Genomic DNA, 25,382 nt, shown 5'->3' with positions numbered 1-25,382 from the left:
GCAATCAGGACGCGGTCATGCTATTTGAGCCATTCTTGTTTGGATAGCAGTTCTGTTTCCCGGATGGCGGAACAATCCACGCGGAGTGTGGCGAGGCCGATGTTTATCCATCGGCGCCTCACAAGCCAGCACACGTTTACGTGTGTAAAATTGTGTCAAAATACGTAGAAATGGCTTAACGGGTAGAATTGACGGCCCGTTGATTCTGGCGGGACCGGATGGGGCGGCCCGGAACTATCGTGTCAATTTTGCTAATCAATAGGACGTACGGTATTTCCGCAGGATAAATCGCGTCCACGACCAATGACTTACAGAGTTTGTCCAGACGAACTGAAATCTTGACGCATGTGAGGGACTCTGCAAATTTTCAACCAAGAGGGGGCGACACATGTCAATCAGGAGATGTATTGCGCCGTCACATTTTTCAGCAATGATGACAGTTTGTTTTGCCCGCATATTCGGGGTCGCACGGCGTTATCTGAAAACTGCAAATCGATCGTAAAGGGAATGCAACGGTGAAAAAGCCGATCAAGACAATGGAGGATTTCTCCGTATTTGTCGGACTGTCCCGCCCGACAGTATCGAAGTATTTCAACGATCCCAATTCGGTGCGCAAGACGACGCGTGAGATCATCGAGGCGGCCGTCAAACAGTCTGGCTTCCGCCCGAATATCTTTGCCGTCAACCTCAATCGCCGCCGCAGCAATATTCTGGGGCTGATCGTTCCGAATTCCACCGACCCGTTCTACATGGCACTGACACGGCGCATTGAAGGCATTGCCGAACAGGCCGGGTATCTGGCTTTTGTGCTCAGTTCCGATGGCAAGCCCGAGCTTGAGGAACGCGCGCTCGAGACGTTCAAGTCCATGAACATCGCCGGCGCCATCATCGCGCCGCTCGGCGTACAATCGTTACATGAAAAACTCGCCAAGCTTGGTGAGGCGATCCCGGTCATCTATGTCGATTCACCGCTTGATGCGACATCGCCATTCGTCGGCACCAACAACCGGCAAAGTTTCAAGCTCATTATCGATTATCTGACCCGGTCCGGCGACGAACCCTGCTATTTTGGCATGACACCGGTCAACAGCAACGCGCTCGAGCGCCGCGAAGCCTATAACGAGGCCATGGAGGACCTCAACCTGGAGCCGCGCTTCCTGGTCCCCGAAGCTCATGCCAACTGGGAATTCGAGAAATTCGCCTTCGACGCAACCGTGCAGATACTGCGGGAAGGCGGCTTCCCCACCAGGACCGTGCTCTGCGCCAATGACCGCCTCGCCTATGGCGTTTTATCGGCCGTTTACCAGGCCGGGCTGAAGGTCGGCAGGGGAGAGGGTTGCGATATCCGGATTGCAGGCCATGATGACCAGCCGCTGTCACGCTACATGTGCCCTCCGCTAACGACTGTCGCACAAAACTACAACGAGATCGGGCGGCTGGCGATCGAGCTGCTGTTCGACAAACTTGGCGAAAACCAGGATCTCGAAAACCGAACTGCCGGCGAATTCGCGCATTCTCCTGAACGCCGAAATCAAGCTGCGCATGTCTGCCTGACCGGATGGCGGGCAGCGCGGCAACGCGCCGCGAAATTTGGGCTTTGACAACCCTTTGCGCCAGCAGCAAAAGGCATTAAACAGCATGGGAACATGCGGATGCCGGATGGATGCCACAGGAGAGCTCGATGACAATCACAAAGCCAAAACTCGTCACCGTTTTCGGAGGCTCCGGTTTTATTGGTCGTCATGTGGTTCGTGCGCTGACCAAGCGCGGTTACCGCGTTCGCGTTGCCGTGCGCCGTCCGGATCTCGCCTTCCATCTGCAGCCGCTGGGCGGTGTCGGCCAGATCCAGGCCGTTCAGGCAAACCTTCGCTATCGCGACTCGGTGGATCGCGCTGTCGCCGGTTCCGACCACGTCATCAACCTCGTTGGACTGCTGTTCGAGAGCGGCAAACAGAAATTCGGCACCGTGCATGATTTCGGTGCGCGCGCCGTCGCCGAAGCAGCCCGCGCAGCCGGTGTGCCTTTAACCCACATGTCGGCCCTCGGCGCTGATCCCCATTCCCGTTCGGCCTATGCCAGCACCAAGGGCCGCGCCGAGGCCGCTGTGCGCAGCATCCTGCCCGATGCCGTCATTATCCGGCCGTCGATCGTTTTCGGCCCGGAAGACAATTTCTTCAACAAATTCGCCGGAATGGCACGCGTTTCGCCGTTTCTGCCGCTGATTGGCGGCGGCACGACCAAATTTCAGCCGGTCTATGTCGGCGACGTTGCCGAAGTGTTTGCGCGGTCCGTCGACGGTACGTTGAAAAGCGGCCAGATTTATGAGCTCGGCGGCGGCGAAGTGCTGACTTTCAAACAATGCCTCGAAGCTATGCTGCGTGTTATCGGCCGCAAGCGCCTGTTCATGCCAATCCCGTTCTGGGTCGCCAGAATCCAGGGTACGATACTCAGCTACCTGCCAAAGCCGCTTCTGACCAAGGATCAGGTCATTCTCCTGCAGCGCGACAATGTGGTTTCCGAAGCGGCCAAATCAGAAAATCGGACACTTGAGGGTCTCGGTATCCATCCGCAGACGATCGAAACGATCCTGCCATCCTATCTCTGGCGCTTCCGCGTTCACGGGCAATATTCCAGCCAGACGCCTGTTTGAGTCTCGACCACGGTGCGTTGAGATTCAGCTTGGGACGCGCCAAAAATAGTGGTTTCGAGAACGCGGCGCCGTGAACTTTTGGGTTCATGAGCACCGGAAGTGCAGAAAAGCGCGATTTGCAGGCCGTCGTGGCGTGATGATCATCACCGCATCAGTATCAGCGCGATCAGCCCCAGCGTCCCCACCACCAGCCGCCACCAGGCGAAGAGGCCGAAGCCGTGGCGCGAAACGTAGTCGAGCAGATAGCGCACGACAAAAACACCGGCAATGAAGGCAGCGATGAAGCCGACGACAATCAGCGACGCGTCGTTGAGGGTCAGGATGTGGCGATTCTTGATCAGGTCATAGCCAAAGGCGCCGGCCATGGTCGGCATCGCCAGGAAGAACGAGAACTCAGCGGCCGAACGCTTGTCCGTACCGAGCAAAAGCGCGCCGACAATCGTCGCGCCCGAGCGCGATGTGCCGGGTATCATGGCAAAACACTGGATCAGGCCGATCTTCAGGCACAACGACAGCGGGTAGTCCATGACGCTGGTATAGCGCGGCTTCAGCTCCAGCCGGTCGACCCAGAGCAGGATCAGCCCGCCAATGATCAGCATCACGCAGATCAGCACGGGCGATTCTGAACAGTACGGTCTTGATCACATTGTGGGCGAGTACGCCAATGACCACGGCCGGCAGGAAAGCGACGAGCACTCCGATGACGAAACGGCGTGTCTTCGGGTCATTCGGCAAGTCGCGGGCAATCTTGAGGAGACGGCCGAAATACACCGTGAGGATGGCAAGGATCGCACCGAGCTGGATCAGAACCTCGAAGGTTTTGCCGTTGGATTCAAAACCGAGAAAATGCCCGGCGAGCAGCAGATGGCCGGTAGACGAGACCGGTATAAACTCTGTTAACCCTTCCAGCAATCCGAGAAAAAGGGCTTCGACAATCGTCTGTATTTCCATGATTATAGCTCGCGATGGTGATGCCGGACCGGGCAATGACGTGTGGTTCTTGTCTCATGCCGCGGTTGCGCCTATAGGTTTGGCGCAGACTCAAAGGCTATCGAGCAATACGCTGACGCCCTGGAAAATGCCAGTTTGAAAGAATTAGATACACCTGCCATGTTGACGCTCTTCCACCACCCCATGTCCACCGGTTCGCGCTATGCGCGGCTCATCCTCAATGAATACGATATCGAGGTGGAGCTTATCGAGGAGAACAGCTGGGCGCGGCGCAAGGAGTTTCTGGCGCTCAACCCTGCCGGAACACTCCCGGTGCTTCTGGCCGAGGGCGATGTGCCGATCTCGGGTTCGACGGTGATTGCCGAATATATCGACGAGACACGCGGCGCGCTGAAACGCAGCCGCCGGCTCTTCCCGGAAGATCTCGCTCAGCCGCGCCGAAGTGCGCCGCCTGATCGACTGGTTTCTCGCCAAATTCGAAAACGAAGTGACGCGGCATATGGCGCGCGAGCGCATCTTCAAGTTGCACATGACTGCCGAACAGGGCGGCGGTGCGCCGGATTCCACCGCCATCCGCGCCGCGCGGGCCAATATCACCCAGCACATGAAATATATCGACTGGTTGACGGCAACGCGCAACTGGCTGGCCGGGCCAACGCCGAGTTATGCCGACATGGCGGCGGCCGCTTCGATTTCGATCCTCGATTATCTCGGCGAGATCAAATGGGCCGAATATAAAGCCGCACGCGACTGGTACACGCGGATGAAGTCGCGCCCCTCGTTCCGCCCGCTGCTCTCGGACCGGGTGCGCGGCCTGCCGCCATCATCGCATTACGGCGATCTGGATTTTTGATTTGGGTGCGTGGTTCGGCAGGCTCGCCACGCATAAGGCTCATGCAGATGACTGGACAATCGAAAACTCAGTCCATCAAGCAGTCCCAACAACAACGGCTGAAGCAGTTCATCCTTGAGGAATCGCGGGCTGCGGGTTTCGATCTGGTCGCGATCACCAGGCCAGATGCCATTCCGCTGGCCGAAGCACGGCTGCGCAAATATCTGGCGCTCGGGCGCCACGCCAGCATGCAATGGATGCAGGAGACGGAGCAGCGCCGCGCCAATCCGCAAGCACTGTGGCCACAGGTGCGCTCGATCATCGTGCTCGCCATGAACTACGGACCCGATAGCGATCCCCTGGATATCCTTGCGCAAAAAGACAAGGCGGCAATTTCGGTCTATGCGCAGAACCGCGACTATCACGACATCATCAAGGGCAAGCTGAAGGGCGTTGCCAGCCGCTTCGCCGCCCGTGCCGCGGGCGAAGATCTGAAAGTCTTCGTCGATACGGCGCCGGTCATGGAGAAGCCGCTGGCGGAAGCCGCAGGGCTTGGCTGGCAGGGCAAGCACACCAATCTCGTCAGCCGCAGTCATGGCTCGTGGCTGTTTCTGGGCACGATTTTCACCACGGCCGAAATGCCTGCCGACAGCCCGGAGGTGGACCACTGCGGCTCGTGCCGCGCCTGTCTCGACATCTGCCCGACCAGCGCCTTCCCTGCACCCTATCAACTCGATGCGCGGCGCTGCATCTCGTACCTGACCATCGAGCACAAGGAGCCGATCGCCCATGAATTCCGCAAGGCCATGGGCAATCGCATCTATGGCTGCGATGATTGCCTTGCCGTCTGCCCGTGGAACAAGTTTGCCGAAACAGCGCGGGAGGCTAAACTGCAGGCGCGCGACGATCTTCGATCGCCATCCCTCGCATCACTGCTGATCCTTGACGACGCCGCATTCCGCGCGCTCTTTTCGGGTTCCCCGATCAAGCGCATCGGCCGCGACCGCTTCATGCGCAATGTGCTGATCGCCTGCGGCAATTCCGGTGAGCCAGGCCTTGTCGAAGCCGTGGAGCCGCATCTCTCCGATCCTTCGCCGCTGGTACGCGGCGCTGCCGTTTGGGCGCTGAGCGAATTAATGGACCAAGACCGGTTCTCGGCCCTGCAGATGCGCCATGCCGCACAGGAGAGTGACGCTGATGTCTTGACCGAATGGCGCATTGCTGTGAAGAATCATTCATGAACGTTTTTCTCTTCGGTGCCGGCTATTCGGCACGCGCCTTTGCCAAACTCATCGCCGGTCAAGCAGACTTCATCGGCGGGACGACGCGCGACAGCGCCAAGTTTCCTGCCCTCAAGAAGGATGGAATCACGCCGTTCCTTTTCCATGGGACGCATGCCTCGCAGGAGATCGTCGACGAACTTGCCCGCGTCACCCACCTGGTCATCTCGACCTCGCCCGGACAGTCCGGCGATCCGGTGCTGGCGCAATTCGGCGAGACCATCCGCCACGCCATGCCGAAACTGCAATGGATCGGTTACCTGTCTACCGTCGGCGTCTATGGCAATCATGCAGGCGCCTGGGTGGATGAGACGACTCCATGCCATCCGGTATCGGCTCGCTCGGTAGAGCGCGTCGAGGCAGAACAGGGCTGGCAGAAACTGGCGAATGAGCGTGACGTTCCCCTCGCCATCCTCAGGCTCGCGGGCATCTATGGGCCGGGCCGCAACGCCTTCGTCAATCTCTCCAATGGCACGGCCCGCCGGCTGAACAAGGCCGGGCAAGTCTTCAACCGTATCCATGTCGATGATATTGCGGGCGCGTTGCACTTTCTTTCAACCCGCAACGAAGCCGGTATTTTCAACATTACCGACGATGAGCCCGCGCCGCCGCAGGATGTCGTCGCCTATGCTGCGGAGTTGATGGGGATGGAACCCCCGGAGGAATCCGATTTTGACACGGCGCCGCTCACACCGATGGCGCGCTCCTTCTATGGCGAGAACAAGCGCGTTTCCAACAAACGCATCAAGGCGCTTGGCTTTTCGTTCCGCTACCCGGACTACGGAACGGCTTTTGCAACCATGTGGCGCGATGGGAGTTGGAGATAACAGAGTTTGCCTCGCCGCAATTGTTATAGTTTTCACTTTCTTAGTGCATTGATACTCCAAGATTATAGTCTTTGGAGTTTCGTGAATGAGTGTCTATTTTGAAATTGCATATGCTGCAGCATCTAATCGCCTATGTCTCTTCACTGGCACTGGTTTTTCAAAAGCCATTACAGAAAACAACGCACCCAGTTGGAAGGAGCTGCTGGAAAAAGTCTGCGATTCCCTCCCCGACGATAAAAAGAAACTCAAAAACACTCTCTTTCCGGCCTCAGGAGTCAATCTTCTTGCGTTGGACGAATCGGCGCAGGTAATCGGTTTGGAGCTCGCCAACAACGGTCGAAATATACATGATGAAATCGCCAACTATATAAAAGATATCAAATTATCTGGGAATAACGAACATACTAAAAAATTCCTGCATACCTATTATATTAAATTCATTACGACAAACTACGATAATCTTACCGAGGAATTGATTGGCACAGAAAAATGTCACTCCATCGCGCCCGGCTTTCCAATTCCGCGTTCCCAAGCACACGCGAAAATTTATCACGTTCATGGTTCAATCGAATCACCGCAGCATATGGTGGTCACCTCCGATGATTACTTTCGCTTTTTGGACAAAGAATCGTATTTCTCAAGAAAACTTAGCACCATACTTCATGAAAATACCATCGTTATTATCGGGTATTCTCTTGGTGATTTGAATCTCAAACGTATAATCAATGATTATAGTGAGTTTTCCAAACAGAATTTTATAAGTACGAACATTTTCTTTTTGTCAAAGTTCCCTGTGGATCCTGTCATCAAGGAATTTTTCCATAGTTGCTACAGCATAAGAGTTTTGGATGGAATAGAAGTGGAACACTTTTTCCAAAAGCTTCAGAGTATGGATGAAATAGTAAAAAAAATGCTTGATCCATCAAATGAGAATATAAAAGCAGCGCTTAAAAATCCGAACTTCTATGACGACGACTATCTGAGAATAGATTACTCGTTCTTCGAAATTATTTCGTCAGTGAATGCGATTGGCAAAAGCATAACTGATGCAGGAGTCGTGGACATCTTGGGAACCGTGCTTGGGAAGAAGATCGAGTTCACGTACGCGAAAGGGGCGTGGGATCAATATGAACACTTGGCTCGATGGCTTGTACACTTGAGCAGCATCCTTGATCTCGGCGGAACATCAATCGAGGGCGTGTTCTTGGACGCTGTTTTACGATCGATGACCACGATGAGCAAAAAGCTGCATCTTGGATATTCGTGGCATGCATATAGAGCGTGGAGCAGCGGATGGTCGTCAATTTTAACTTCGAATAAGCATATTATTCGAAAGCACATACAAGCCAAGACGACCGATCCAGACGCGCTCGAATTGGTTGCGCGAAATTAGTATTCGCTTGAGATTGCAAGGTAAGAATCGCGCCCCTAAAACCGCGTAATCACATTGATCCCCGTCCCTTCGAACCGGTCCATCGCCATCAGAGCCGCAGGTGCGTCATCCAGCGAGATCTGCTTGCCGACCAGCTGTTGCGGCTTGAGCTTGCCGGTTTCCAGCATGTCCATCAGCGCCTTGTAGCGGAACGCCTGCATGCCGTGGCTGCCATAGATCTCCAGCTCATGCGCGATAACCTTGTCCATCGGGACAGGCGCGTGGGCGTGATCGCCCAGCATCAGCCCCACCTGCACATGGCGGCCGCGCCGGCGCAAGTTGGCGATCGAATTGAAGCAGGTCGAAGGATGGCCAAGCGCATCGATCGAGACATGCGCGCCGCCTTTGGTGATCTCCCGGACCGCGCCGACAATGTCCCTGGTCTGGCCGCCATTGACTGTCGCCACCGCGCCAAGTTCGCGGGCGAAGGCGAGCTTCTCCTGCGTCAGGTCGATGGCGATGACATTGGCACCCATCGCCGTGGCGATCATGATCGCTGACAGGCCGACACCGCCGCAGCCATGCACCGCCACCCATTCGCCGGGCTTGACCTTCGCCTGATCGACGATGGCCCGGAACGAGGTAACGAAGCGGCAGCCAAGGCTTGCCGCCGTGGCGAAATCCAGCGAGATCCGGCAGGGCGACGAGATTGGTGTCGGCGAAATCGACCGCGACATATTCCGCGAAGGAACCCCACGCGGTGAAGCCCGGCTGGAACTGATGTTCGCAAACTTGATGATTGCCGGAATTGCACTCGAAACAATTACCGCAGCCGCCGACGAAGGGCACGGTGACGCGCTGGCCGATCTTCCACTGCGTGACCTGCCTGCCGATGGCGAGGATGGTTCCGGCCAGCTCATGGCCCGGAACATGCGGCAGGATAATATCCGGATCATGCCCCATCCAGCCATGCCAGTCGCTGCGGCAAAGCCCCGTCGCCTCGACCTTGATGACCACGCCGGTCGCGGCGGGCGTCGGATCGGCTACGGCCGCAACGTGCGGCGGTTGGCCGAATTGCTCGAAGATAACTGCTTTCATGGCCGTGGTCCCCTAGAATCAGAACAATGCGATCTCTTCATATATTGCGACTTTCCCGCGGATCTGGCCATCATAAAGCCCGGATCAGCGCTGCAAATTGCCGCGATCACTTGTGGGACAGCGATCATGAAAGCGAAAATCCTTTTGCGTGTCGCGCTCGGCGCACTCATTGCGTTCACGAGCGCCGTTGACGCCATTGCCGAAAATGGGCCGGCCAAGCAATTGTTCGGCGCCCAGACATTGCCGACGGTCAGCGCACCGCAGTCATCCGGGTTTTATTCCAAAGGCTGCCTTGCGGGCGGCGTTGCCCTCCCCGTCGATGGACCCGCATGGCAAGTGATGCGGCTTTCGCGCAACCGCCGTTGGGGCCACCCGCGCATGATCGCGCTTCTGGAAAGACTGGCGCGGGACGCAGCCACCAAGGATGGCTGGCCCGGCTTGCTTGTCGGCGACATTTCGCAGCCGCGCGGTGGTCCGATGCTCACGGGCCACGCCTCGCACCAGGTAGGGCTCGATGCGGATATATGGCTGACTCCCATGCCGAAACGCCGCTTTACCGATGAGGAACGCGAGAATGTTTCTGCCACATCCATGCTCAAGGGCGATACGCTCTATGTCGACCCCGACAAATGGTCGCCGGCACGCACGGCGCTGTTGAAGCGCGCAGCCAGCTACCCCGAGGTGGAACGCATCTTCGTCCATCCCGGCATCAAGAAGAAATTGTGCGACAGCGTCCAGGGCGACCGCAGCTGGATGGCGAAAATTCGTCCCTATTGGGGCCATTTTTACCATTTCCACGTGCGGATCAAATGCCAGCCGGGTTCGCCCAATTGCAAGCCGCAGGAATCTGTTGGAACCGGCGACGGTTGCGGCAAATCCCTGGCCTGGTGGTTTACCGACGAGCCGTGGAAAAAGGCTCCGGAACCCGCCAAGCCGGTGAAGCCCAAGGTCATGATGCTTTCCGATCTGCCGAAGCTCTGTGCGCAGATTCTGAATGCACCGGGACCGAAATCGGTCGATGAGGTGACGTATGGCGCTGGTACGAAGGTCGCACAGCCAGCCGCCGCCAGCGGCGTTCCGGCAGCGGCCTATGCTCCGGAAGACGACGATGTTCCCGAGGATGTTCCGATCCCCGGGCAGAAGCCGTAGCTATACCCCGGTTGCAAGAAATCATGGTGCAATTCTATCCGGTTTGTTTCAAAGGATGCCGGCCAGGCTCTTTTTTGCCTGCGGCCTTTTCATGCCGTCATGAATTGAGTATAGGAATTCAATCGATTTAGGGACGAACCCCGAAACAGAGTTTTTATGACACAGCCATTTCGCCTCGCGTTGATCGCCCATGACCAGAAAAAAGACGACATGGTGGCATTTGCACGCAATTATGAAAGCCTGCTGGCACCCTGCGAGATCGTCGCGACTGGCACGACTGGCGGACTTATCCAGGCGGCATGTCCTTCGCTGAAGATCGCCCGCGTCAAGAGCGGCCCGCTCGGCGGCGACCAGCAGATTGGTGCACTGATTGCCGAAGGCAGGATCGACGGGCTGATTTTCTTTGTCGACCCGCTGTCGCCCATGCCGCATGATGTGGACGTCAAGGCGCTGACGCGGCTCGCAAGCGTCTACGAGATTCCGATGGCACTGAATCGCGCGACCGCCGAGGTTCTGGTGCAAAAGCGAGGTTTGCTGCGCGATGACGCAGTCGAAGGTACACTTATTGCACCGCGCGCCCGCTAGGACGCGCAAGGACGCAGTAGCAGGTAAAATGGGGAAGCGACTATGGTGACACAAGCAGATACCGACCACATCATGAAATTTCCGATTCTGGTCGGTGATATCGGCGGCACCAATGCGCGCTTCGCCATTCTGGTCGACGCCTATGCGGAGCCAAAGGAATTTCCCATTATCCAGACGGCGGATTTTCCGACCATCGACGAGGCGATTCAGAACGCCATTCTCGACCATACATCCATTCAGCCGCGTTCGGCCGTACTGGCCATAGCCGGCCCGGTCGAAGGCGACGAGATTGACCTGACCAACTGCGCCTGGGTGGTCAAGCCGCGCCAGATGATGGAAACGCTTGGCCTTTCCGATATTACCGTGCTCAACGATTTCGAGGCGCAGGCGCTCGCCGTCGTATCCCTCGAGCCGAAGCATCTGGAAAAGCTCGGCGGCGCCGCCGGGGATCCGCATGGCAGCCGCGCCGTCCTTGGACCCGGTACTGGGCTTGGGGTCGCCGGAATGGTGCGTGCGCGCAACAGTTGGGTGCCTGTTCCCGGCGAAGGCGGCCATGTCGACATGGGGCCGCGCACTGCCCGTGATCTCGAAATCTTCCCGCATCTCGAACATATCGAGGGCCGCATCTCCGGCGAACAGCTCCTCTGCGGCCGGGGCCTGCAGAATATCTACCGGGCAATCTGCAAGGTGAACGGCACCGAAGTCAGCCTGCAGACGCCTGCAGACATCACCGCAGCCGGACTTTCCGGCGAGTCTCCCGAGGCAAAGGAAACTCTGGCGCTTTTCGTCGTTTATCTCGGCCGGCTGGCCGGCGACTTTGCCCTGACCTTCATGGCGCGCGGCGGCGTTTATCTCGCTGGTGGCATTGTTCAGAAAATCGTCGCTCCGCTGAAGGACCCTTCCTTCCGCCAGGCATTCGAGGACAAGGCGCCGCACGGCGAAATCCTGCGTGAGACGCCGGTCTATATCATCACCCACCCGCTTGCGGCGCTGAGCGGCCTTTCGGCCTTCTCCCGCACCCCGACCCGTTTCGGCGTTTCGACGGAAGGCCGCCGCTGGCGCCGGGACTAGGGCACCAGCGCAACACTCAGGCACTGCGTGCAGGCTCTGTGCCTGAAACCCATAGGCAAGCAGGATCAATAAGGTTATAGGGACAATTCGAGTGGCAAGGATGACTCCTTGCCCCGTTGCTCTTGTACCAGCGAGTTGCCGCCTGTCATGAATGGTGTACCCAGGAAGAAAAAGATCGATACGACGGAGGCAAGGCGTGTCATCGGCAGGGTTATGGGCGAGAACCTGCGCGAATACCGCTCGTCCTATGCCATCGCCCTTGCCGCCATGCTGGCCGTTGCCTGCACAACCGCGTTCGTTGCCTATATCTTCAAGGATGTGATCAACAAGATCTACTACCAGCGCCGCGAAGATCTGATCGTGCCAATCAGCCTGGGCATCCTTGCGGCCTTCGTCATCCGCGGCGTCGCCACCTATGTGCAATCTGTGATGATGGCGAAGATCGGCAACAATATCGTTGCGCGCTACCAGCATCGCATCTTCGATCACCTGATGAAACTCGGCCTCGATTTCTACACCGATACGCGTTCGGCGCAGCTCGCGGCGCGGATCAACCAGAATGTCGCCGGGGTTCGCGAACTCATGGACATTACCATCACGACCATCGGCAAGGATATTCCGACGCTCGTTGCTCTGATTGTGACGATGGTCCTCCTCGACCCCATCCTGTCGCTTTTTGCCCTGCTCATCGGGCCACCTGTCATTCTGACGGTGCGCTATCTGGCGAGGCGCCTGCGCAGTATCCACCGTGAATCCGTCACGTTGAACTCGCACCTGCTCGGCGCGATGCAGGAAGCGGCGCAGGGCATCGCCATCGTCAAGGCCTTCACCATGGAAGATCAGTTGCGCGCCAAGATCAGCGCGCTGATCCACCGCGCCGAGGAACGCGCCAACAAGATCGCCAGGGTTTCGGAGCGCACGACACCGATCACCGAATTGATTGCCGGCGTCGCCATTGCATCGATGATCATCTATACGGGCTATCGTGCCGTCTACAATGTGGAGCCGCCTGGCGCCATGTTCGGCTTCATGACCGCCGTTCTGCTTGCCTACGATCCCGTGCGCCGGCTGGCGCGCGTACAGGTTGGGCTGGAGCGCTCGCTCGTCAATGCCCGCATGTTCTTCGAGATCCTCGATGTCGAGCCGCGCCAGGCCGACAGCATCGGCTCGGTGCCGATCACTGTGCCGACCGGCGAAGTCGAGTTCGACAAGGTTCGCTTCAGCTACGGTAACGGTGTGCCGGTGCTGCACGGCATCAGCTTCGTCGCCAAGGCCGGGAAGACCACCGCCATTGTCGGTGCTTCCGGCGCGGGGAAATCGACGCTGATCGGGCTCGTCCAGCGCTTCTACGACATCGACGCCGGGCGCATCCTTATCGACGGGCAAGACATCGCCTATGTCAGCAAGCGCTCGCTGCGCCAGTCGATCGCCTATGTCTCGCAGCAGCCCTATCTCTTCGAAGGCACCATCGCCGACAATATCCGCTATGGCCGGCCCGACGCCACCGACGAGGAGGTCATCGAGGCGGCAAAGCTTGCCAATGCAGACGAGTTCATCCGCCAGCAGCCGCAGAGCTATGGCACAGAGGTCGGCGAGAACGGCGTCACGCTGTCCGGCGGGCAGCGCCAGCGCCTTTCCATTGCCCGCGCGATTGTTCGCAACGCCGCTATCCTGTTGCTCGACGAGGCGACCTCCGCCCTCGACAATGAATCGGAAAAGCGGGTGCAGCAGGCGCTCGAACGCGTGATGCAGGGACGGACAACCATCGTCATCGCCCACCGCCTGTCGACTATTGTCAACGCCGAACATATCGTCGTCATGGAAGCCGGACGGGTGGTGGAGGAAGGCGTCCACGATACCCTGCTTGCCCGGCCCAACGGCGTCTATGCGCGCTTCTACCAGTTGCAAGGCAGGGAAGAGTCGCCCATCATCGATGACACCGAATTACAGTCAACAGCAGTGACAGGACCAGCCGTATGAGTGCCGAACAGCCAGCAACGCCGATGAAACTTGCCGTCGTCGGTGCCGCGGGGCGCATGGGCCAGACGTTGATCCGTGTCATCCGCGACACGCCGGGCGCAGTGCTGGCCGGGGCCATTGAACGGCCCGGCTCGCCGCATATCGGCCGTGACGCAGGCGAACTCGCCGGTGTCGGCCGCCTCGACGTTTCCATTACCAGTGACGCGCTTTCGGTCTTCACAGGCGTTGAAGGCGTCCTCGACTTCACGGCTCCGGCCGCGACGGTGGAGTTTTCCGAACTCGCCGCGCAGGCGCGTATCGTCCATGTCATCGGAACCACGGGCTGCTCGGCGGAGGATGACGCAAAGATCCACGCCGCGGCGCGCCATGCGGTGGTTATCAAATCCGGCAATATGAGCCTGGGCGTCAATCTGCTTGGCGTTCTGGTCAAGCAGGCAGCCAAGGCGCTCGGCGATTTCGATATCGAGATTCTGGAAATGCACCACAAGCACAAGGTCGATGCGCCCTCGGGCACTGCGCTGCTGCTCGGCGAGGCCGCGGCCGCCGGCCGCGACATCGGACTTGGACAGCACAGCGTCCGCGTGCGCGATGGCCATACGGGGCCGCGCGAGGATGGCACGATCGGCTTTGCCACCCTGCGCGGCGGTTCGGTCGTCGGCGACCATTCGGTCATTCTCGCGGGCCAGGGCGAGCGCATCACCCTCTCCCACCATGCGGAAGACCGTACGATCTTCGCCCGCGGCGCAGTCAGGGCCGCGCTCTGGGGCAAGGGCCGCAAACCCGGCTTCTATTCCATGCTCGACGTGCTCGGCCTCAATCAATAAGCTTGATCCAAACAGGAGTATTCTCAATGTCCGGAACCCTCGTCCTTGTCCGCCACGGTCAGAGCGAATGGAATTTGAAGAACCTTTTCACCGGCTGGCGCGATCCGGGACTGACGGAGCTCGGTCACAAGGAAGCCATCGATGCGGGGAAGCGGCTGAGGGCAAGGGGTCTCAAATTCGACATCGCCTATACGTCCGTCCTCTCACGCGCCGAGGCGGCGCTGCAGCATATTCTCGAAGAGATTGGTCAGACCAGCCTTGAGACGATCCGCGACCAGGCGCTGAACGAGCGCGACTATGGTGACCTTTCCGGCCTCAACAAGGACGATGCCCGGGCCAAATGGGGCGAGGAACAGGTGCATATCTGGCGCCGTTCCTACGATGTTTCGCCGCCCGGCGGCGAGAGCCTGCGCGACACGGGCGCTCGCGTCTGGCCGTATTATCTGCACGAGGTGCAGCCGCATGGTGCTGCGCGGCGAAACGGTGCTGGTGGCGGCGCATGGCAATTCCCTGCGCGCGCTGATCATGGCGCTCGATGGCCTGACCGGCGAGGAGATCGTCGCTCAGGAACTCGCGACGGGTGTTCCGATCGTCTACAAGCTCAATGCCGACTCGACCGTGGCTTCGAAGGAAGTGCTCGAGGGCTGAGAGCGGGCCGCAAGGGCGGCAAATCAGTTGTGTGACAATTCCCCGACAAATGGATTGACAGACTCAGATGCGCCCCTTACATGAAACCCCGCTGCCCAGATGGCGGAATTGGTAGACGCGCACGGTTCAGGTCCGTGTGCCGCAAGGCGTGGAGGTTCGAGTCCTCTTCTGGGCACCAAATTCCCGTTTTACACCGTCCAAGACGGTCTTGAAACAAGACAAGAAGCCCGGTTTTCCGGGCTTTTTTGTTTTCTGGCGTCCGATCGTGAAATCGTATTCCCGGTTGCGTTCAACAATTCGTCCAGACCGGGGCGGACTATTTGCGCGTCGCCAGCGCGGCGGTGATCCCGAGCCCAATAAACGAAGTGCCCGCGAACCAGCGCTGCAAGCGCAGGAAACGCCTGTTGCGGCGGAGGAAGTCGCCTGCAGCGCCAGCTGCCAGTGCGAAAATCCCGTCGCTGATGATGCCGAGACCCATAAAAGTCAGCCCCAGTATGAGTATCTGCCAATGCAGGGCGCCACGGGCGGGGTCGGCAAATTGCGGCAGGAAGGCGAGGAAGAAGATAGCCGTCTTCGGATTGAACAGGTTAACGACGAAGCCGTCGCGGAAGACGCGTCGCAGCGGCTCGGCCGGTACCTCCGGTGCGTGGGGATCGAAATCGCTGGCCATCAAGGTCCGTATGCCGATCCAGACAAGATAGACGGCGCCAACATATTTGACGATCGCGAAGGCGAGTGCCGACGACACAATCAGTGCCGACAGGCCGACCGCCGCAGCCGTGATATGCACGATGGTGCCCAGATGAATACCAAGTACCGAGACCAGCCCCGCTGCCCGTCCCTGCTCGACCGAGCGGGCAACGATATAAAGCACTGCCGGGCCAGGTGTCAGCAGCAGCACGACGGATGCCCCGACGAACAATCCCCACATGGTCAAATCAGGCATGGGTTTTCTCTTGCTTCGCTTTCTCAGAGCAAACCACAACGCGGCTTCCTAGACAAGACGATGACTCTGCCAGGAGCGCATGTGCCTTGTCACGCGCTCGCCCTTCGATAAAACGCCAGCGACCCGGCAAGGGCGAGCAAGGCGCCGCCGCAGATCCGGTCCAGCCATAGCGCGCCGGATTTCCTCAAGAGGCGCACTGCACGGGAGCCCAGTATCGCGTAGCCGAACATCACACCGAAATCGATCAGTGCGAAGGTTATCGCCAGCGCTGCATATTGCGGGAATTGCGGCAACGCCGGATCGATGAACTGGGGAAGGAAAGCCGAGAAGAACAGATACCCCTTGGGGTTGGTGATGGCGACGAAAAAGCTCTTCAGGAAGACAGTCCGCGGAGACGCAGGCGTATCCGTGCCGGATCCGGAACGGACCTCGAGCGTCCCCTTCGACCGCAGCAGCATGATACCGAGAAAGGTGAGATAGCCGACACCGATCCACTTCACGACCGAGAACCAGAATTCCGACGCCGCCAGCAGCGCGCCAAGGCCAAGCGCCACGGCGCCGATCAGGACAAAGTCGGAGAGCACCGCACCTGCCATGCCGTAGGATGCGGTCCTGATGCCAAACCGCGAGCCATTGGTGAGCGCCAGCAGCACCGTCGGCCCGGGCGTGGCAATGCCGATGAATGCCACGAGCGCAAATGCCAAAATTGTCAGATGTGTCATAACCCCCTCCAGGATAAATCGCGATGAGTCAGCGTCTCAGACACCATTACCCGCTCCCGGATGTCAAGTCGTGCGTGATCACGTGGTACGGCGCTTGCCGGCTTCGCCCAATCCCCGAATGGTTTGCGCACGCGGGTAGGGTCCGAAGAGCGATGTCTTCAGCGCAACATCGACCTGCAGGGATCCAAGCAGCCGCTCTGCGTCTCGCGATCTGCCCAGCAATCGTGCGCCAAGCCGCAAGAGCGGCGGCGGTACGGAAAAAAGCCTGACCCGGACGCCCATGCCCTCAGCCAGCGCGCGCACAAGCTCCGGAGTCGAGAGGTCGTTGCCATCCGCCAGCAGCACGGTCTTGCCGGCGGCCTCCGGAAGCTGTGCAGCGCTGCAAATGATGGCCGCAAGATGGCCGACGTCCAGAAAACTGCGCCTGTTGCCGACCGCAGCCAGCGGCAGCGGCAGGCCGGTGCGGATGAGTTGCAAGAGCCGCTCGAGATTGCCCGGATTGCCCGGGCCGTAAACCAGGGCCGGACGAAGGATCACCAGCTCCAGACCGGCTTCCCGCGCGATTTGCGCCACCGCCTGTTCGGCTTGCCATTTGCTCTTCGCATATTCGCTCATGGGCCGCGGCTGGTCGGTCTCCGTGAAGGGCCGCTCCGAGTAATCGCCCATGACTCCGGCTGAGCTGATGAAAACGAAGCGCTTCACACCAGCTGTAGCCGCGCCGCGCGCGAGGTTCACGCTTGCATCGACATTGACACGCCGGAACAACTGCGCGGAGGCATCCGGTGCCTCGCCCGTCATATGGGCACGGGCGGCCACGTGGACCACGGCGTCACAGCCGGACAGAAGCGGCACCCAGTCGGTGATCGCGGTGATGTCCCCAGCCGGTATTATCGACAGGCGATCCCTGTGATCGAGACCGCAGCCCTGAACAGTCCGCACCGCCGCGCGAACCCGCCAGCCCTCTGTGAGGAACCGCTTGACCGTGGCGCGGCCGACGAAACCGCCGGCGCCCGTTATGAAGACTTGGCGTTCAATGTTCATTGTTCCGGACTGTTTGCACGAGGACGAAAATCGTCCGGAAACTGCAACAGATTGGGCATTAGTTCAATAGAGTGGCGAATAGCAAACGCGCTCACCGGCTCTATGGGTATCTAATTAGCTGGCTAATCGGCTGGGTCGATATGAAGCCATTCGTCGTCCTGTACGTCCGGCCGGTCATCGATCTCGCCCTGATAGGCAAGCAGGACGACAGCAACGAACGCCAGAACCAGGGTAAAGTCGTGCATTTGCCTATCCTCTTCGCAACGGAACAACGCATTCCAAAAATCAACGCCGGAAACGCGAGGGCATTGCGAGCAGTCTAATGCGAGATTTGTCGAAATGGAGGCGCAACGATAGCATCGCCACTGCGGACAGATGGTCCTCGCCATTTGATGCGTTTACGGCCTACATTCGCCATCAACGGCCGTGTATATTGAGAAATCCTGACCTGGAGCTCTAGCCTTGGATGCGTTCCCATGACCATTCGCGACCTGCCGATCCTGTCCTGGCTATTGCCGATAGGGTCGTTGGCGCTTGCTATCGGCATCCGGTATTCCGGCGGGCAACTTGGCAGCGCCCATCCTTGGGTGGCTTCGACTCTCGCCATTGGCGTGCTGCTCGCAACCGTATTCGTCGTGCTCCAGCATGCAGAAATCCTCGCGGTTCGCCTCGGCCAGCCCTATGGAACACTTCTTCTTACATTTGCGGTAACGACGGTCGAAGTTTCGATCATCGTGTCGATGATGCTGCATGGCGAGAACAATCCGACGCTGGCCCGTCAATCCGTGTTTTCAACCGTCATGATCACTTGCGCCGGAGTTGTCGGGTTGTGCCTCACACTTGGCGGGTGGCAACATCACCAGCAGGGATTGAAACGGCAGGGGACGAGTGCGTTCCTTTCCGTCCTCACCGCACTGACGATCATTACCCTTGTCCTTCCGAACTTCACGACGATGGCGACGACACCGGGAAGTTTTGCACCAGTCCAACTGATCTTCGTCAGCTTCTGCTCTGTCCTGCTCTATGGCAGTTTCGTTTTCGCACAGACCGGGCGGCATCGTGACGATTTTCTCGACGATGGCCTGGGGCACCATGCGGCGCGGGACCATGCCCCCGGACGTGCCACCTGGGTAAACGCGTTCCTGCTCCTGACCGGTCTCGTCGGCGTCGTCCTCCTCGCGGAACAGGTGGCGATCGGCGTTGAAGACGGCCTTGCGGCCCTCCATGTAGGACAACGCGACGAGATCGTGGGCGCTTTCATTGCCCTGCTCGTTCTTCTGCCGGAAGCGCTTTCCGCCATCCGGGCCGCTTGGCGCAACGAACTGCAACGCAGTCTCAACATCGCCCTCGGATCGGCGCTCGCGACCATCGGGCTGACCATTCCTGCGGTTGGAATAGCCAGCCTGCTGGCGGGCCGGGAGCTGACGCTCGGCTTGTCGTCAGGCGACTCGGTGCTCCTGGCCCTGATACTGGCAATCAGCATTCACAGCTTCGGAACGGGGCGGACAACGGTACTGACCGGACTGGTTCATCTCGTCGTTTTCATTGCATACCTGCTGCTCATCGCTTTCCCTTGAGATATTGCCGTCACGACTTGCATCCCATCATTTGAAAAAAATCATGCCGTTCCGGACGAAACCGCGACGTGGCGAAGATTGGTCAGCCTCAAATTTTCTATGGCAGCATTCGATTTGCGCGGTTACTTTGATGCGATCGGGCGATTGTTGCCAGCTTACCGCCAGGGTAGGAACACCAATAACATCAAGGGACGAATGTGCATCAGGAAGTCGCATTGATAGCAACGGTTGCCGTCGGCTTCGTGTTCGCTGCCATTTTCGGATATCTCGCCGACCGGCTGCGCCTGCCGCCGCTGGTGGGTTATCTCGTCGCGGGTATCCTGATGGGTTCCTATTTGCCGGACACCATTGCCGACAGGGCTCTGGCCGGGCAGCTCGCCGAAATGGGTGTGATCCTTTTGATGTTTGGCGTGGGGCTGCACTTCTCGGCCTCGGATCTGCTGGCTGTCCGCGGCGTCGCTGTTCCTGGAGCGCTCGGGCGGATCGTGCTCGCGACAGCTTCTCGGCGTCGGTCTCAGCTCTTTGCTGGGGTGGAGTTTGGGCGCCGGCCTGGTCTTCGGCCTCAGCCTTTCTGTTGCCAGCACGGTGGTCCTGCTCAAGGCACTCGAAGAACGCAATCAGATCGACTCGGTAAATGGCCGTGTGGCCGTCGGCTGGCTCATCGTCGAGGACCTCGCGATGGTGTTGGCACTGGTGCTGCTGCCAACACTTGCCGAGATTCTCGGTGCTCATGGGACAGCTGAAGCTGCACCGGCTGCCGACAGTCTTCCGATCACTTTGACGATTGCGGTGACGCTGCTCAAAGTCGCGGCCTTTACCGTGATGGCGATATACTTCGGGCCGAAAGTCGTTCCATGGATCCTCACGCTGGTGGCGCGCACTGGCTCGCCGGAATTGTTTACCCTTTCCGTTCTCGCCATTGCCCTCGGTATTGCTTTCGGATCAGCCGCGATCTTCGGCGTCTCCTTCGCGCTCGGCGCCTTCTTCGCCGGCGTTGTCATGAGCGAGTCGCATTTGAGCCGCCGGGCGGCGGCCGACTCCCTGCCCTTGCAAAATGCCTTTGCGGTGTTGTTCTTCGTTTCGGTCGGCATGCTTTTCGACCCCTCCATTCTGGTCCGCGAACCCTTGGCGGTGATCGGTGTTCTCGCCTTGATCATCTTCGGCAAGTCGCTCATCGCATTCGGCATCGTTCTGCTGCTGCGCTATCCCGTCGCAATGGGCATCAGTGTGGCCACCGGTCTCGCCCAGATCGGGGAATTCTCCTTCATCCTGGCTGGCCTCGGCGTTTCACTTGGCCTGCTGCCGCGCGAAGGTCAGGATCTCATCCTCGCAGGCGCCATCCTGTCGATCACCCTCAACCCTCTCGTTCTGCTGGCGGGCGAAGAATTGCACAAGGGCATCCGCTCGCTATGGCCCTCATTGGCCGCACAGTACGGCAAATCAAAACATGAAAGGCTTTGCCGCGACCTCGACAAGATCAGGGCGCTGAACGAAGAGCGGAACAGACAGCATCAATTGGAGATGCAGCAATTGATCGAGACTTTCCCTCTGTTCTCGGAGGTTGACGAAAACTCCCAGGAGGAGCTGCTATTGTTGTTCCGGCCGAAATCCGCCTCGCCTGGCGAACGCGTCGTCCGCATCGGTGATCGGGGCGATGGCATGTACTTCATCTCGGCGGGTGCCGTCGAGGTACAACTGGAAAGCGACCCGGTTCGTCTCGACGCCGGAGCGTTTTTCGGGGAGATGGCCCTGCTCAGTGGCGGGCGCCGCACGGCCGACGTTATCGCCGTGGATTTTTGCCAGTTTCTCGTGCTTGAACGACGGGACTTCCACGTCTTCATGTCGCGACATCCGGCGTTGCGCATGGCCGTCAGCAATATGGCGCGAGAGCGGGCAGAGATGAACGTGGCACGCCGCAATCGCAACCAGTCCCTCGACGTATCGTAGCGGCAAGAGGGCCGCCGGCAGGGCGAGGTCAAACTTTGAATGATTTTCACCCGTCTCCATTGGCACCGCGCCCGTGCATTTCCCAAAACGGCTGGAAATGACCTGAGCTTCGTCGAATTCCGCCCGTGAATCGGCAAAAATGGCCGAAGATTCTCCACTTGGACGTGAAATTCAGGCGTAGGCGGTTGTCTGCTCCGTTTCAAAACTTTCCAATGACGTTGAGGAACACACCCTCGTCATTAAGGGTAAGGTCGCGCAGATCGTCGGAGAAGCAGCCGAAATTGTAACCGACGCCCACCTTGAAATTGTCGCCGACATGGCGGTAGAGAGCGACCAGGGCACCGTAATCGGTGGTATCGGCTTGGGGCATGGCAAGAACCCGGCCTTCGATAAGCGCGTCCCAGCTCTTGATGAAACTGACATCCGCCCGGATGATTCCGAGATGCGCCGAAGACGATTCCCAAGCGGAAAACGTATTGGGATCATCCCCTTGCCGCTGGCGTACCTCGCCAAAGCGCATGCCATATTTCGCGCCGAGCACCAGCCATGGGAAGACATCGTAATTGACATCAGCCGAGATAATATGGCTGCGCTGGGCCGGTCCAAATTCGTCGCCGCTAATGGCGCTGACCTGATTTTCGCCCGGTGTGTCGCGCAGCCAGGCGTATTTGACCAACGCATTGAGCCGGTCGTTTTCAACGGGCCGATAAGCGTAACCAACTGACATTTCTATATAATCTCCGTCACGAAACGAAGCTTCGCTGTCCTGATCCGACAGCACCGCATCCACATTGGCGAGCAGGCGCCAGTCTTCCGACGTCTTCCAGCTGAAGCCAGTCGCGATGAGATAGGTGTTGGCGTCACGGCTGTCGTCATCGCTGTCCTCGTAGCGCGCCTCACCGCGGATGCGGGCGCTGATGCGTTCCTCGTCCTTGTAGCCGATGGCCAGCGAGACCGCCTTGCGATCGAAATCGGAGCGTTCGAACCCGTCATCAGGATCGATCGTATCGTCCTCGATCGTACCGGCTTCGAAGCCGCCATCCACGGTCCAGGAACTGTCGGGTGTATAGACTACGCCATATGTCTTCGTCAGCGAATTGCGCGTCCCGAACAGATCGTAATTGTGCTCGGCGTAGGCGGAGATTTCGTCGTCGATCTTGCGTTTGGCGCCAATGACGATGGTACCACCATCCGTACCCGAGAGGTCGTAACTGCGATCGAGATCGAAGGCACGATCCGGATCGAGCCGGTAACCGACATAATAGCTGTCCTTTGCAGTGGGTTCGTAATTTATGGCTGCCAATGCACCAACGCCTTGATTTCCATAGGAAATCTCGCCGTCCAGACTGATCTTTTCCGTCAGTTGATATTCCGTTCCGGCGCCGGCACGATTGTTGTCCTTGATGTCACCAGAGCGCGAGAGCGTGCCCTGGCCGAAGACATAATAGCTATGATCGCCATCCGGCGCGTATTCAAGCCGCGCCCCGCTGTCGAGGCGCGAGCCATTATAACCGGACTTGCCCGAGGCGCGCGCAATGGGGGATTGCAGCTCGGTGTAGGTAAGCCCAAACGAGGCTTTCCAGTACTCATCGATCTGCCAGCTGATCGCCGACGCGCCCTTGCGTTTCGACCCGCCGCCAATGTCGCGGCCATCGAAGACGCTTTCCCCGCGGCCTTCCTGATAATCGTCATAGTTGAGTTCGAGGCCTATAGCCTTGTTCAGATCGATATCGGCAAAGGCACCCCATATGCGCTCGTCGACGGAAATCTGCTCGGAAAGCGTCGAGAATCCCGCCTGTTTCTCCTCATAGTAGCCACCAAGCGTGCCTTTGACGCCGCTCTTGCTGATGTCTTCAAGGTCGAGCTGTGCTCTGGTGCGCCATGACGTCGCGACGCGATTGCGCGTGCCGGTTGTGGCAACATCGCTGAGTGTCAGCCCGCCATCGGTGGAGCGAGACGTGCCAAAGCCCGGGCCCTTGGAGCGGGCAATTTCCGCCTCGATGAAGGTCTTCTCCGAATGGCGCAGCTGGATATCGGCTCCATAGGCCTGTTGATTGGCGAGGCCGGTATTTTCATCCATGCCGGTAACTCCGACGCGCACCTTGTCGGCGAACCAATGCTGGGCCCTACCGCCATAAACGTAGCCATCGAGCGTGCCAGCGACCGGTGTGAACTCATACTGCGCGATGAGGTAGACCCTGTTGCCGCCAAGCGCCCCGTCGCGTACCGGTGCATCGGTGCCCGTCGATGAAGAGAGCGGGCGCTTGAGTATCAGCATCCCCTGCAGATAGTCGAAGCTGTAATCCTCGCCGTAGCGCAGCGTTTGCCTTTCGAGAACCTGCCCGGTTATCTGATCACGCACTTCGACCGCGATCGTTTCGGAACCTATGGAAATGTCCTGACGCTTCATGAAATAAGCCGACCCGCCGGTGCCGAGGAATTCGTCGCGCTGCGGAAGCGTATCGGGTTGCGCCGCGTAAAGCGTTGTTTCCGTTTGCCTTTCACCGAAACTCGTGGTTTTTTCCGATTTGTAGATGCCGCTCGCGCCATAGAGCGCGCGGTCGGAGCGCATGAATTCCGTGCCTGTGATACTGGCTTTGTACCGTCCCCACATGACATGACTGTCGCCGCGCTCCAGCCGCACATAGAACTTGCCGTCGGTGGGCGCATCGTCAATGGCGGTCGAGATCGTCGCCATAGATGGGATAATAGTCATTGGGATCGAGGCGGCGCAACAGCTGCCGCGGATCCTTGGCATCAAGACCGCGGAAGATATGATCGAGATCGTCTTCGCTGGTATCGGCCGCTGCAGTCAGGAGATATTTTCCCTTGATTTTACCTTTCACATAGAAGGCGAGGCGCCCCTTGCTGTAAATGTCATCGTACTCACCCGGACGCACCGCCTCTATGTCATTGTCACCAAAGCGTTTTCCGACTGTGAGATCGGCAAGCGCCACATAGAACCAGTCATTTTTCGGAATGTTGATGCGCCTCGTAAAATCAAGCGCACTGTCCTTGAGCAATCCCAGCACCGCGACATCGATATCGTGATCGCCAGGAGGCAAGATGCGCTGCATCACAAACGCATGGTCAGGGTCGAGCGGGATTGTGTCGCCCAGAGCCTTGACCTGGTAGCCTTCCGGCACGTTGCGGCCATAGACGGTCACCGCGCCGCCATAGACCGGAATATTGCGCCGGGCAGTGTTGTCCTCGCCCATGCCCGGCGCTGTCGCTTCGCCTTCGCCCGAAACGACATGTCCTGTATTGATTTCGGCCGGTAATTCCCGGTCGGAGCGTGCCAGGTTCCGTGCCAGCGTCTCGTCAAAACGGCCCTCGTCATCATAGACGCGAAGGATATATTTGAAGCGCTTCGTCTCATCCCTGGTTTCGGGCATGATCCACCTGGCCTCCCGGTTGATGGCAACGGGAATGATATCGAAAGGCTTTTCCGTGACCTCATCCTCGGCGTTGAGGATGCGCACTTCGGCACGCTTGATGAAGGCAGGATAATTGGACGTCGCGAGGAAATTCACGTATTCCCCGGCCTTATAGGCACGGCGCACCGGCATGGTCGAGATATTCAACAGGGTTTTGGCATCGAGCCCGTCGAACTTCACCTGAACATCGACGGTATTCAATCCGGCGCCGGTCTTGCGCGTCGAAGGCTCAGGGGACTGGCCCAACTGCTTCGCTGCAGCGCGCGTCGGGCCATCCTGCTTACTCTTGACGACCGGCTCTCCGTCAACACTGATGGCAAATGGAACGGTTTTTGTCCGATCCACCTCCTGAGCGGACACCGGAAGGCAGGTCATTGCCAGAAAGGCGCATCCTGCCCGCAGCGATTCACGTGAAACGAGAATGCCATGTGGACATGAAAACGGC

The 25,382-nt window shown here is 58.7% G+C and carries 16 protein-coding genes, 1 tRNA gene and 6 pseudogenes; 15 read left to right on the top strand and 8 right to left on the bottom strand.

Annotation, left to right across the window (positions count from 1 at the left end):
• Positions 1 to 536 precede the first annotated feature (536 nt).
• Together N8E89_RS07285 and N8E89_RS07280 are read left to right on the top strand one after the other, a co-directional pair.
• Positions 537 to 1,554, top strand: a pseudogene (locus N8E89_RS07285) (LacI family DNA-binding transcriptional regulator).
• Positions 1,555 to 1,681: 127 nt separating this feature from the next.
• Positions 1,682 to 2,650 (top strand): complex I NDUFA9 subunit family protein, encoded by a 969-nt coding sequence (locus N8E89_RS07280; RefSeq protein ID WP_106662269.1) that lies wholly within the window; start codon positions 1,682 to 1,684, stop codon positions 2,648 to 2,650.
• A gap of 143 nt (positions 2,651 to 2,793) precedes the next feature.
• Here N8E89_RS07280 and N8E89_RS07275 read toward each other — a convergent pair.
• Positions 2,794 to 3,601 (bottom strand): annotated as a pseudogene (locus N8E89_RS07275) (undecaprenyl-diphosphate phosphatase).
• A gap of 159 nt (positions 3,602 to 3,760) precedes the next feature.
• On the opposite strand from N8E89_RS07275, the pseudogene N8E89_RS07270 reads away from it, so the two are divergent.
• The 4 genes and pseudogenes from N8E89_RS07270 to N8E89_RS07255 all read left to right on the top strand — a co-directional run bounded on the left by N8E89_RS07270 (position 3,761) and on the right by N8E89_RS07255 (position 7,933).
• A pseudogene (locus N8E89_RS07270) lies at positions 3,761 to 4,454 on the top strand (glutathione S-transferase family protein).
• Between the two features lie 47 nt (positions 4,455 to 4,501).
• Positions 4,502 to 5,674, top strand: coding sequence for a tRNA epoxyqueuosine(34) reductase QueG (queG, locus tag N8E89_RS07265; RefSeq protein WP_262261592.1), 1,173 nt, complete (start codon positions 4,502 to 4,504; stop codon positions 5,672 to 5,674).
• The gene (locus N8E89_RS07260) at positions 5,671 to 6,540 is read left to right on the top strand and encodes an SDR family oxidoreductase (RefSeq protein ID WP_106662265.1); all 870 of its coding nucleotides are present in this window, start codon (positions 5,671 to 5,673) and stop codon (positions 6,538 to 6,540) included. The genes queG and N8E89_RS07260 overlap by 4 nt, the downstream gene beginning before the upstream one ends.
• 85 nt (positions 6,541 to 6,625) lie before the next feature.
• Positions 6,626 to 7,933: an SIR2 family NAD-dependent protein deacylase gene (locus N8E89_RS07255; protein WP_262261590.1), complete on the top strand. Its 1,308-nt coding sequence runs from the start codon at positions 6,626 to 6,628 to the stop codon at positions 7,931 to 7,933.
• Between the two features lie 35 nt (positions 7,934 to 7,968).
• On the opposite strand, the pseudogene N8E89_RS07250 reads toward N8E89_RS07255, so the two are convergent.
• Positions 7,969 to 9,010 (bottom strand): annotated as a pseudogene (locus tag N8E89_RS07250) (zinc-dependent alcohol dehydrogenase family protein).
• Between the two features lie 126 nt (positions 9,011 to 9,136).
• On the opposite strand from N8E89_RS07250, the gene mepA reads away from it, so the two are divergent.
• The 7 genes and pseudogenes from mepA (at position 9,137) to N8E89_RS07215 (ending at position 15,445) form a co-directional block, all read left to right on the top strand.
• Positions 9,137 to 10,159 carry a penicillin-insensitive murein endopeptidase gene (mepA, locus tag N8E89_RS07245; protein WP_106662262.1) on the top strand — a complete coding sequence of 341 codons (1,023 nt, stop codon included), beginning with the start codon at positions 9,137 to 9,139 and terminating at the stop codon, positions 10,157 to 10,159.
• Positions 10,160 to 10,315: 156 nt separating this feature from the next.
• Positions 10,316 to 10,744 (top strand): methylglyoxal synthase, encoded by a 429-nt coding sequence (locus N8E89_RS07240; protein ID WP_262261589.1) that lies wholly within the window; start codon positions 10,316 to 10,318, stop codon positions 10,742 to 10,744.
• Positions 10,745 to 10,786: 42 nt separating this feature from the next.
• Complete coding sequence (locus tag N8E89_RS07235) at positions 10,787 to 11,815, top strand: glucokinase (protein WP_262261587.1); 1,029 nt, start codon at positions 10,787 to 10,789, stop codon at positions 11,813 to 11,815.
• 147 nt (positions 11,816 to 11,962) lie between these two features.
• The gene (locus N8E89_RS07230; protein WP_262261859.1) at positions 11,963 to 13,795 is read left to right on the top strand and encodes an ABC transporter ATP-binding protein; all 1,833 of its coding nucleotides are present in this window, start codon (positions 11,963 to 11,965) and stop codon (positions 13,793 to 13,795) included.
• Positions 13,792 to 14,619 carry a 4-hydroxy-tetrahydrodipicolinate reductase gene (gene dapB / locus N8E89_RS07225; RefSeq protein WP_262261586.1) on the top strand — a complete coding sequence of 276 codons (828 nt, stop codon included), beginning with the start codon at positions 13,792 to 13,794 and terminating at the stop codon, positions 14,617 to 14,619. Before N8E89_RS07230 ends, dapB begins: the two co-directional genes overlap by 4 nt.
• Positions 14,620 to 14,645: 26 nt before the next feature.
• A pseudogene (locus N8E89_RS07220) lies at positions 14,646 to 15,267 on the top strand (2,3-bisphosphoglycerate-dependent phosphoglycerate mutase).
• Between the two features lie 93 nt (positions 15,268 to 15,360).
• Positions 15,361 to 15,445 (top strand) — tRNA-Leu (locus tag N8E89_RS07215).
• A 138-nt stretch (positions 15,446 to 15,583) separates the two neighbouring features.
• Here the strand turns inward: N8E89_RS07215 and N8E89_RS07210 are convergent.
• From N8E89_RS07210 to N8E89_RS07195, 4 genes are all read right to left on the bottom strand, one after another.
• Positions 15,584 to 16,213, bottom strand: a complete 630-nt coding sequence (locus N8E89_RS07210) for a LysE family translocator (protein ID WP_106662257.1) — start codon at positions 16,211 to 16,213, stop codon at positions 15,584 to 15,586.
• Between the two features lie 89 nt (positions 16,214 to 16,302).
• Positions 16,303 to 16,935 carry a LysE family translocator gene (locus N8E89_RS07205; protein WP_106662256.1) on the bottom strand — a complete coding sequence of 211 codons (633 nt, stop codon included), beginning with the start codon at positions 16,933 to 16,935 and terminating at the stop codon, positions 16,303 to 16,305.
• 78 nt (positions 16,936 to 17,013) lie between these two features.
• The gene (locus N8E89_RS07200) at positions 17,014 to 17,976 is read right to left on the bottom strand and encodes an NAD-dependent epimerase/dehydratase family protein (protein ID WP_262261583.1); all 963 of its coding nucleotides are present in this window, start codon (positions 17,974 to 17,976) and stop codon (positions 17,014 to 17,016) included.
• 122 nt (positions 17,977 to 18,098) lie between these two features.
• A complete protein-coding gene (locus N8E89_RS07195; protein ID WP_262261582.1) occupies positions 18,099 to 18,221 on the bottom strand; it encodes a hypothetical protein in 123 nt (40 codons plus the stop codon).
• Between the two features lie 231 nt (positions 18,222 to 18,452).
• Between N8E89_RS07195 and N8E89_RS07190 the strand changes: the two genes are divergently transcribed.
• Positions 18,453 to 19,553 (top strand): calcium:cation antiporter, encoded by a 1,101-nt coding sequence (locus N8E89_RS07190; RefSeq protein ID WP_262261581.1) that lies wholly within the window; start codon positions 18,453 to 18,455, stop codon positions 19,551 to 19,553.
• 197 nt (positions 19,554 to 19,750) lie between these two features.
• Positions 19,751 to 21,500, top strand: a pseudogene (locus N8E89_RS07185) (cation:proton antiporter).
• Between the two features lie 199 nt (positions 21,501 to 21,699).
• On the opposite strand, the gene N8E89_RS07180 reads toward N8E89_RS07185, so the two are convergent.
• Together N8E89_RS07180 and N8E89_RS07175 are read right to left on the bottom strand one after the other, a co-directional pair.
• Positions 21,700 to 24,216 (bottom strand): TonB-dependent receptor, encoded by a 2,517-nt coding sequence (locus N8E89_RS07180; RefSeq protein ID WP_262261579.1) that lies wholly within the window; start codon positions 24,214 to 24,216, stop codon positions 21,700 to 21,702.
• Positions 24,173 to 25,312 carry a hypothetical protein gene (locus N8E89_RS07175; RefSeq protein ID WP_262261578.1) on the bottom strand — a complete coding sequence of 380 codons (1,140 nt, stop codon included), beginning with the start codon at positions 25,310 to 25,312 and terminating at the stop codon, positions 24,173 to 24,175. Before N8E89_RS07175 ends, N8E89_RS07180 begins: the two co-directional genes overlap by 44 nt.
• Positions 25,313 to 25,382 lie beyond the last annotated feature (70 nt).

It is taken from the genome of Phyllobacterium sp. A18/5-2, assembly GCF_025452215.1.
Lineage (GTDB): Bacteria > Pseudomonadota > Alphaproteobacteria > Rhizobiales > Rhizobiaceae > Phyllobacterium > Phyllobacterium sophorae.
The sequence above is the reverse complement of the archived record's forward strand: the minus strand, read 5'-3'. Positions and strand labels throughout refer to the sequence as shown.